Annotated in this window: 7 protein-coding genes; 5 read left to right on the forward strand and 2 right to left on the reverse strand. The window is 44.7% G+C overall.

Annotated features, from left to right (window positions below; translation table 11 throughout):
* Window positions 1-204 precede the first annotated feature (204 nt).
* Window positions 205-2982 (reverse strand): insulinase family protein, encoded by a 2778-nt coding sequence (locus ACED46_RS20690; protein WP_102320194.1) that lies wholly within the window; start codon window positions 2980-2982, stop codon window positions 205-207.
* A 305-nt stretch (window positions 2983-3287) separates the two neighbouring features.
* Here ACED46_RS20690 and sixA point away from each other — a divergent pair, with 305 nt between their 5' ends.
* Entirely contained in the window at window positions 3288-3752 is a 465-nt protein-coding gene (sixA, locus tag ACED46_RS20695; protein WP_017064097.1) for a phosphohistidine phosphatase SixA, read from the forward strand.
* Window positions 3753-3863: 111 nt separating this feature from the next.
* On the opposite strand, the gene smrB is transcribed toward sixA, so the two are convergent.
* Window positions 3864-4394, reverse strand: a complete 531-nt coding sequence (gene smrB, locus ACED46_RS20700; RefSeq protein ID WP_017064096.1) for an endonuclease SmrB — start codon at window positions 4392-4394, stop codon at window positions 3864-3866.
* Between the two features lie 62 nt (window positions 4395-4456).
* Between smrB and prmB the strand changes: the two genes are divergently transcribed.
* From prmB to ACED46_RS20720, 4 genes are all read left to right on the forward strand, one after another.
* The gene (gene prmB, locus ACED46_RS20705; protein WP_017060640.1) at window positions 4457-5389 is read left to right on the forward strand and encodes a 50S ribosomal protein L3 N(5)-glutamine methyltransferase; all 933 of its coding nucleotides are present in this window, start codon (window positions 4457-4459) and stop codon (window positions 5387-5389) included.
* A gap of 219 nt (window positions 5390-5608) precedes the next feature.
* On the forward strand, window positions 5609-6250 hold the full coding sequence (locus tag ACED46_RS20710) for a LysE family translocator (RefSeq protein ID WP_371722336.1): 642 nt from the start codon (window positions 5609-5611) through the stop codon (window positions 6248-6250).
* Between the two features lie 535 nt (window positions 6251-6785).
* Window positions 6786-8243: a protein adenylyltransferase SelO gene (locus ACED46_RS20715; RefSeq protein ID WP_371722337.1), complete on the forward strand. Its 1458-nt coding sequence runs from the start codon at window positions 6786-6788 to the stop codon at window positions 8241-8243.
* A gap of 159 nt (window positions 8244-8402) precedes the next feature.
* Window positions 8403-9122, forward strand: coding sequence for a response regulator (locus tag ACED46_RS20720; RefSeq protein ID WP_371722338.1), 720 nt, complete (start codon window positions 8403-8405; stop codon window positions 9120-9122).
* Window positions 9123-9174: the final 52 nt, after the last annotated feature.

Here is a 9174-nt window from a genome sequence, read left to right on the forward strand (position 1 = left end):
GGCGGTATCTGTGTTGAGGCTTGAAAGTCAATGAGTCGATTTAAAGACGCTTACATTAGAAAGGTGGTCAAACACACGTCAATCAAAACTACCGTCATCTCCTAAAGCGACGAAGGAGCGTAATAGGAGATCTGCTTTTGGGCTGCATCCAATAAAAAAGGTTGATGCTTTCACATCAACCTTATGATTTTCATTCCAGCTTTATCAGCCTAGCTCAGTATCTTTCGGGCGTAACTGAAACTCATCAATAGAGCCAATTTCAACACCTGCTGACAGCTTCTCTTCCTCATTATGAGCATTACCGTGAGCATGCATAATCAGGCGATTTGCCGTGCGTGGTTTTAGCTGGCTAACCACAAAACGCATCATGTCTGAGCGAGTTAACCCCTTAAGGTCTTCCAATACGCGCTCTCTCTGGTTGAACTCAACATCCTTATTGCCTATCGCAACCCATAAGCGCTGAGCTCGCCCTCGCAAAGTCGTATCTGGTGCCGAAATCTGATTCCAGAGACCGCGCTTACTGCTGTGCCATTGATAGTCGTTAAGCTCCAACAGCACCATGTAAAAGGCATTGAGGAACTCATCTATTGAAGCTAACAAGTCAGCAGGGGCGGCATTCGGTGATTGCACATACAACACAATACCAGGGTGTCGGTTGAGCGGCATATTGCCAGTACCGACCATGTAACCTAGCTGCTGCTTGGTTCGTATCTCATGGAAGAAAGTGGCCGACATCAAATGGTTTGCCAATGAATACAGCGCGATATTTTTAGGTGAAATATCAGGGCATTGGTAATAAACCACAATTGCTGAATCATCTTGGTTACACACCACTTCACGTTGGAAGCTGCCGTTTTCACCGAGCATGATGAGCGGACGCAGTGATTCTTCGTAAGCCTGATCTTGAACACGCAGTGCATCTTTTAGCGTTTCAGCCATCTTGTGTGCATCGGCTTTTTTCCAGTCGCCATACACAAACATCTCAACATGAAGTTCCGCCAAGATTGCTTGAACAAAAGAGGAGAGCTCATCGACCTCTATCGTTTCTAGGGCTTCAATTAACACGGAATAAGGCGGGTTATTTGGTTGAAGTATCCCAGTCATTGCATTAAACAACTGCGAAATAGGGCGATCTTGCGACGCGTTGTTCCAGTTTCTGAGCAATTGATGCTTGATGGTTTCGAAGCGTGTTGGACTAAAGTCGCGTGCTTGGAAACGTTCAAGAATCATATTGAGCAGTTGTGGCTGTTTCTCGCTAAACCCGGACAGAGTGAGCGTTACACCGCCCTGATGGGTGTACATGTTGTAGCCCATTCCGGCGATTTCAGCCTGATACGTATCTTTTTCGAGTGAGTCTAAGAACATCTCTACGCACAAGCGTGTTTTTACGATATTTCTTGGGCTAGCAACTGAGTGCGGGCTATCGATAGCGACATACACCACACCTTTAGGAACTCGAAATTGATGGTCTTGCAGGTGCCACAGCTTAAAGCCGTCGAGCTCTTCTAACAGTTGTGGGAACTTAGCGTCACCTTCCAGTTCAGTCGGGTCTAGATCGTAGCAAATAAACGGGTTTTTGCTTGGGAGTTCAAACTGCCAACCGGGGTTAATGCACGTAAAGCATTGAACTTGTTCAGCGCTAAAAGGTGTGACCGAGTAGGGAGTAAAGTACCACTTCGCTTCCCTGTCATACTCGAATCCCTGAGCAACAATGGTCGCTCGCATGTTGTCTACGGTTAAGTAAGGCAGCAAAGAACGCTGTAATTCGTCATCGAAATGCGACATTTTGTAATCGCCATACACCACATCTTGCTCTTGGTAGTGCTGCATGTTGATGACGAGGTGGCTGACGACATCAAGCGGTCTTGCTGGCTCTTGAAAGCGGAAAGCAGACTCTAAAACGGCGCGTTTTTCTAGGTAGCGCCACTCTTCTATGCCTTGTTGTTCGACTAACTTGATGTACTGAAATATCGCTTGGATGATGTTATCGGTTTTGGTTAAACCTTCTATGGTCAATGAGCAACTGACTGTGAAATCACGGTAGTTACTGCCACTCGCGCCACCACCTGCAGAGAGAGATGTTATCCAGCCTTTCTCTTTGAGTTGCATCATCAAACTGCCTTCACCTTCGTAACCTAAAAGGTGGGCAAAGAACGACAAAGGCTTAACGCCGTAGTGTTCGTCCATGCTTGGCATCGGGAAGGTTAAGATCAGTTTGCGCACTTCTTTAATCGGCTCAACGCGGACTTGTACACCCGTACTTAACTCGCCGACAATCGGAACTTCAACCTTTTTGCCTTGTAGGTTGTGATTGGTGATTGAGCTAAAGCGATCCTCAACCCAGCTTTGCATCTCATCTAACGACTGATTGCCAGACAGTGTCAGTGTCATCAAGTCAGCAGAGTATTGTTGCTGGTGGAAAGCCAAGATCTCTTGTCGAATCGTCTCGCCGTTTCTGTCACCCAACGTATCGATATTACCGACAGAAAACTTCGAGAATGGGTGATTGTGATTCACCAGTTCTTTGGTAACTTGGTACAAGCGTCGTGAGTCGTCGTTGAGTTTCATCTTGTATTCGGAGTCAACGGCTTGGCGTTCTTTGTCTAACGCTTCTTCGTTGAAAAGGGGAGCGGTAAAAAATTGGCTGAAGCGATCGAGTGCGGTTTCAAAGGCATTCAATTCAACATCAAAAAAGAAGCAGGTGTGCTCTGTTCCTGTCCAAGCGTTGTTGCTACCGCCATGCTGGCTGATAAAACTTTGGAACTCTCCGACCTTTGGATACTTTTCAGTTCCCAAAAATAGCATATGCTCTAAGTAGTGAGCTAAACCCTCTCGGTCTGTAGGGTCATCAAAATGCCCCACATTGACGGCTAATGCGGCTGCTGCTTTTTGAGCATTTTGATCCTGAACTAACAGTACACGTAACCCGTTATTTAAGGTTATGTAGCGGTATTGATGTTCATCATTTGGGCTTAAGTGCACAGGAGCATCTCCAGAGAAGGTGGTTTTTAAATTATGTACCCGATGATTCGGCGTGCAAACCTTGTGATCATATTTTGGGATATGAAGTGCTTTTTGGCGATTTCTAAATCACTTTTATCGATTTTTATCAGTAATTTATTTTCTTTTAACAAGATTGTTAAGAAAGTCGAACTCTTTGGCAAGTGACTTGATATAATTATTTATATTGACTGCGGTTTCTCTGGATTGAGAGCCAAACCTAAGTAGCGTTTCGCTGATATATGGGATATATCGACTTTCGACATGTTACGAAGACAGGATTGAACATGAAAATATTCATTATGCGCCACGGTGAAGCAGAACATTTTGCCAACTCGGATGCAGAAAGAGCGTTGACCAAGCGCGGGAAAATGGCTTCTCTTGCTGTGGCACAAGCTGCAAATGAGCAGGGGATTAGTCAATTCGATAAAGTGCTGGTGAGCCCATATTTAAGGGCACAAGAAACGTGGTTAGAGATCTCTCAGGCGTTTTCTGGAAAGAAAGTAGAAACCTGTGATGATATTACGCCTTATGGAATGTCCGACGATGTGTTTGATTTGACCTTAGCAATGGCTGAAGTAGAAAAACTAGAGACCATTTTATTTGTTTCTCATTTACCTCTAGTGGGCTACCTAACTGCAGAGTTTGCAACAGGCATGGCGCCGCCTATGTTTCCCACTTCGGGCCTAGCGTGTATCGACTTCAACCTTGAGACACAAAAAGGTGAGTTGCTTTGGAACATCAATCCATAAGCTCGTTGAGCTCTGTTTGATGACAAAGTTGCAGACAATTAGAAAGGGCATCTCAATATGATTGGGATGCCCTTTGTTGTTTTTTTGTGAGAGAGAGTTTGTTAACCAGAATTACTTCTCAGGAACCGAAAGCAAGACTAACAGCGCGCCATTGCCGCCAAACTCTAACGGTGCTTGGTGGAAAGCCATCACGTCTGGGTGCTGTGCTAACCACAAAGGCACCTTCTGTTTAAGGATGTGTTTACCGATACCGTGTTGAACACAGGCACACGCCACGCTCTCTTTCACGCAGTGCGCAATCATCGCGCCAAGCTCACGTTTGGCTTCTTGTTGAGTCATACCATGCATATCGAGATACACGTCAGGCACGTAGACACCACGACGGAGGCGCTTGACCTCATATTTAGAGACATCATCACGCGCATAACGCGTCGGACCGTCTTCGCTAAGATGCGGAATGAACTCATCCGAGAAATAAAACTCGCTATCACTGGCTTGTCTTGCCGTTCGAGTAATTTCTTTTTGCTTGGCATTTCTTTTTGGCTGCTGGACTATGGTATCCTGTTGCAACTTTTTAACGCCCTTTACTGCATCGTTGAACAGGGCGAAATCGTCATCGAAGTCGGTGTCTTTTTTGCTCATCAGGTTATGAATTCTAATTAGAAACGTAATTAGCAGTATTGTAGCGCTTTTCGGAGACAATTTTGGATAAGATTTTTGTAGAAGAAGCGGTATCAGAACTACACACGCTTCAAGATGTGATTCGTTGGACTGTTAGCCGCTTTAACGCAGCGGGCCTATTTTATGGTCACGGCACTGATAACGCGTGGGATGAGGCAGTACAACTTATCTTACCTACTCTTTATCTGCCGATTGATGTTCCTTCGCATGTGATGAACTCTCGTCTAACGAGCAGCGAACGTCTACGTATTGTTGAGCGCGTAATCAAGCGTATTAATGATCGTACACCAACGGCTTACCTAACCAACAAAGCTTGGTTCTGTGGTCTTGAGTTCTTCGTTGATGAGCGCGTTCTTGTGCCTCGTTCTCCAATTGGTGAGCTGATCGAAGCTCAATTCCAACCTTGGTTAACTGAAGAGCCAACTCGCATCATGGATATGTGTACGGGTAGTGGTTGTATCGCTATTGCTTGTGCTCACGCATTCCCAGACGCTGAAGTAGATGCGATTGATATCTCTACTGACGCATTGCAAGTTGCAGAGCAGAACGTTCAAGATCACGGCATGGAGCAGCAAGTGTTCCCAATCCGTTCAGATCTTTTCCGTGATTTGCCAAAAGAGAAATACAACCTGATCGTATCTAACCCACCTTACGTGGACGAAGAAGATATGAACAGCCTGCCAGATGAGTTTACTCACGAGCCAGAACTTGGCCTAGCAGCGGGTACAGACGGTCTGAAATTGGTTCGTCGCATCTTAGCTAATGCACCAGACTACCTAACTGACGACGGTATTCTTATCTGTGAAGTTGGTAACTCAATGGTTCATATGATGGATCAGTACCCAGAGATTCCATTCACTTGGATTGAATTCTCTAACGGTGGTCATGGCGTATTCATGATCACTCGTGAGCAGCTTGTTGCTTGCGCTGATGAGTTCTCTATCTACAAAGACTAGGTTTCAATTATTAGGTTAGTGCCCCTATCTTAGGGCTGTAAGCTTAGAACCTGACATCTAGTAAGACGTTCGATTTGAAACGTTTTTTATTGCCTAGATTAAAGATGTTTGCATTTATATCGAAGACGTTAAGCGCAATGTTTAGTTGATTAATATGAGGGCTTATTACATATTGGTGTTTAATATTTAGTCGTTTTAGTGAGTTAAGGAGGATTCACGATGAGCTTTGATACATGGATTTATTATTTATTAGCGGTGCTAATTTTAACGGCATCACCAGGCCCAAGTTCTTTATTGTGCATGACCAAAGGTGTGCAATCTGGCTTTAAATTATCGATATTTACTGCCTTGGGGAGCTTAACTGCGATTACTGGTATTTTAACTTTATCGTTTACCGGGCTAGGGGTAATTATTGCTTCGTCTGAAGTGGTATTTAATGTCATAAAATGGACTGGTGCAGCTTATCTGATCTTCCTCGGTTGGAAGTCTCTGCGCTCTAGCCAACAAGATTATGACAAGTTATCGGATCAACAAGGCGGTGCTCAATCTGTCAAAGAAAGCGCTGCGCAGCATTACTTAAGTGGCTTTATTGTTGGCGCGAGTAACCCCAAAGCTATCTTGTTTTTTACTGCACTTTTCCCACAGTTTATTGATCCCTCAATTGCGCTATTACCACAGTTTACCGTGTTTGCTTTTACCTTCGCAGTGATGGAATTGTCTTGGTTATTGGTGTATGCCTACTTGGGGGCGAAGTCGTCAAATTGGTTGTTTGCGAAAGGTCGAGCCAAGGTCTTTAATCGTGTCACTGGAGGTATCTTTATTGGGGCTGGCGCACTGCTTTCGACGACCAGTCGAGCATAACTTTCTGTTTTATCAGAGAGGTGAATGGTTACAGAATATTCTTGATGCTGTCATAAAAGGTTAATATTAATGTGCTTGCTGCTTTTGGCGAAAAGCCGATATATTGTAGTTACACCATCACGTTCTCAAGGAGAGACATATGCAGCATCAAGAAATGATTCAACACAGTAACTTTGGCGTAATCAGTCGTACTTGGATTTTCTCTACCCTTTCTCTAGTGGGTATTCTTGCTCTAATGTAGTCAGCTTCATGGCTCTATAGTTTTAGTTTTTATTATGAAATCACTTGTTAAAAAGTCTTCAAAGTCAGAACTCTTTCTCTTATAAATGTGGCTTTTCTCATCAGGCTAGCCACTTAACTTTTTCTTAGTCATCTTCTTCTAGCAAGCATCCCCCAGTAATTTACTCCTAGTCACCACTTTCTTCTTGTGGAATGGTTTATCACCTTACCTCTATAAACAAACGCCATCGCACTTCTGAAGTTGTTACGAAACTGTGATAATCTTAAGTTATCTTTTATCTACAGTGTATCTCTCATGTCTGTCTGGGATTCTATTTCATTTAACAATCGATTTACTGCATTACCTCGACTGTTCTATACCCCAATTCAACCTACACCGATCAGCAATGTCCAATGGCTCGCATGGAATCATAAGCTTGCGGATGAACTCGGTTTTTTGTCATTTGATGATGCTTCCGAGGAATTGCTTGAAACGTTATCTGGCAATGTTGAACCTGAGCAGTTTTCGCCTGTAGCAATGAAATACGCAGGCCACCAGTTTGGTTCTTATAACCCGGATTTAGGTGATGGAAGAGGGCTGTTATTAGCTCAAATTGTCGCGAAAAGTGGCGAAACGTTCGATTTACACCTTAAAGGTGCCGGTAAAACGCCCTATTCACGTATGGGCGATGGACGCGCTGTTATTCGATCAACCGTTCGTGAGTACTTATGTAGCGAAGCGATGGCAGGGCTCAATATCCCAACCACTCGCGCGTTGGCTATGATGACCAGCGACACACCGGTATATCGAGAGAAGCAAGAGTGGGGCGCATTGTTGGTGCGTGCTGCCGAATCACACATCCGTTTCGGTCACTTTGAACATCTGTTTTATACCAATCAGTTGGTTGAGCATAAGTTGCTGGCCGATAAAGTCATTGAATGGCACTTCCCTGAGTGTCTCGATGAAGAGAAACCCTACGCTGCTATGTTTAATCAGATTGTTGACCGTACCGCGGAGATGATTGCGTTGTGGCAAGCGAATGGTTTTGCTCATGGCGTGATGAACACCGATAACATGTCGATCATCGGGCAAACTTTCGATTATGGCCCGTTCGCGTTTCTTGATGAATATGACCCAAGATTGATCTGTAATCACTCGGATTACCAAGGTCGTTATGCTTTTAACCAGCAGCCAAGAATAGGGCTTTGGAACCTGTCGGCACTGGCTCACTCACTTTCTCCGCTGGTGGATAAGGCCGACTTAGAGGCGGCTTTAGAGCAGTACGAACCGCAAATGAACGGTTACTTTAGTCAGATGATGCGTCGTAAGTTGGGGCTACTTTCGAAACAAGAAGGCGACAGTCGTTTGTTTGAATCTATGTTCGAGCTGATGTCGCAAAACAAAGTCGACTACCCAAGGTTCTTTAGAACGCTATCGAACCTAGACACCTTGTCGCCACAAGAAGTGATTGATCTGATAATTGATCGAGAGGCAGCAAAACTGTGGGTAGATAACTACTTACAACGCTGCGAATTGGAAGATAGCTCAGTGGTCGAGCGCTGCGAAAATATGAGACAGGTAAACCCGAAATACATCCTCAGAAACTACCTAGCTCAGCTAGCGATAGACAAAGCAGAGCGCGGTGATAGCAGCGATATTGACGCTTTGATGGTGGTACTGGCAGACCCTTATGCGGAACACCCGGATTATGAATACCTTGCGGCTCTACCTCCTGAGTGGGGTAAAGCCATGGAGATCAGCTGCTCTTCATAACCAACCAATAGCGGATTAAGCCCTAAAGATTCAGATAGAGGTCACTAAGTTGTGATCTTTATCTGTTTGTTCTTCTAACTTTACAAACATGTCAATAATCAAACAATCGGCCAGCCTATACACTATGTGAATAAGTTGTAAATTTAATAGGTTTGGGCGATGCCAACAAATACTCGAATTCTCGTGGTGGATGATGATCAAGAAATCCGCGAGCTGCTGGAAGAGTACCTCACAAAATCTGGTTTCGATGTTTCTTCTGTGGGAGATGGTGTTGAACTAGAAGCTCATCTGCAAAACCAAGGTTATCCAGATCTGATTTTGCTTGATGTGATGCTACCCGGTGACGATGGTTTTACCTTGTGTCAACGCGTCCGTAAGCAATCGAATGTGCCTATCATCATGCTGACTGCCGTATCGGATGAAACCGACCAAATTATCGGCTTAGAAATTGGTGCTGATGATTACATTGCCAAGCCGTTTAGCCCTCGTCAGTTAATGGCGCGTATCAAAGCGTTGTTGCGCCGCGTTCAAGTGGTGGATGACAAGACAAGTGATGCATTGCCAAAACAGATTGTTTTTGGTGATTGGACGCTTGATACGTTAGCGCATCGAATTTCCCACAATGAAAACTCGGAAGAGATGGATTTGTCGGGCAGTGATTTTTCTCTGTTGATGTTGTTCTTAACTCGCCCTAACGAAGTTCTCGACCGTGACACTATCTCATTCGCGACCAGAGGCCGTGAAGCGTTGCCTTTTGAGCGAGGCATTGATGTGCAGCTTAGTCGTCTGAGAAGCCGATTGGGCGACAGTGGCAAGTATCCTCACTACATCAAAACCATGCGCGGTAATGGCTATATCCTCGCTGTGCCTGTTCAGTGAGCTATTGTCAAATGTGGTGTATGGAGATCATGCAGTAGCCTGTTGATGAGTC

Origin of the sequence: Vibrio sp. 1S139 (assembly GCF_041439475.1) — a bacterium.
Classification (GTDB): domain Bacteria; phylum Pseudomonadota; class Gammaproteobacteria; order Enterobacterales; family Vibrionaceae; genus Vibrio; species Vibrio crassostreae_C.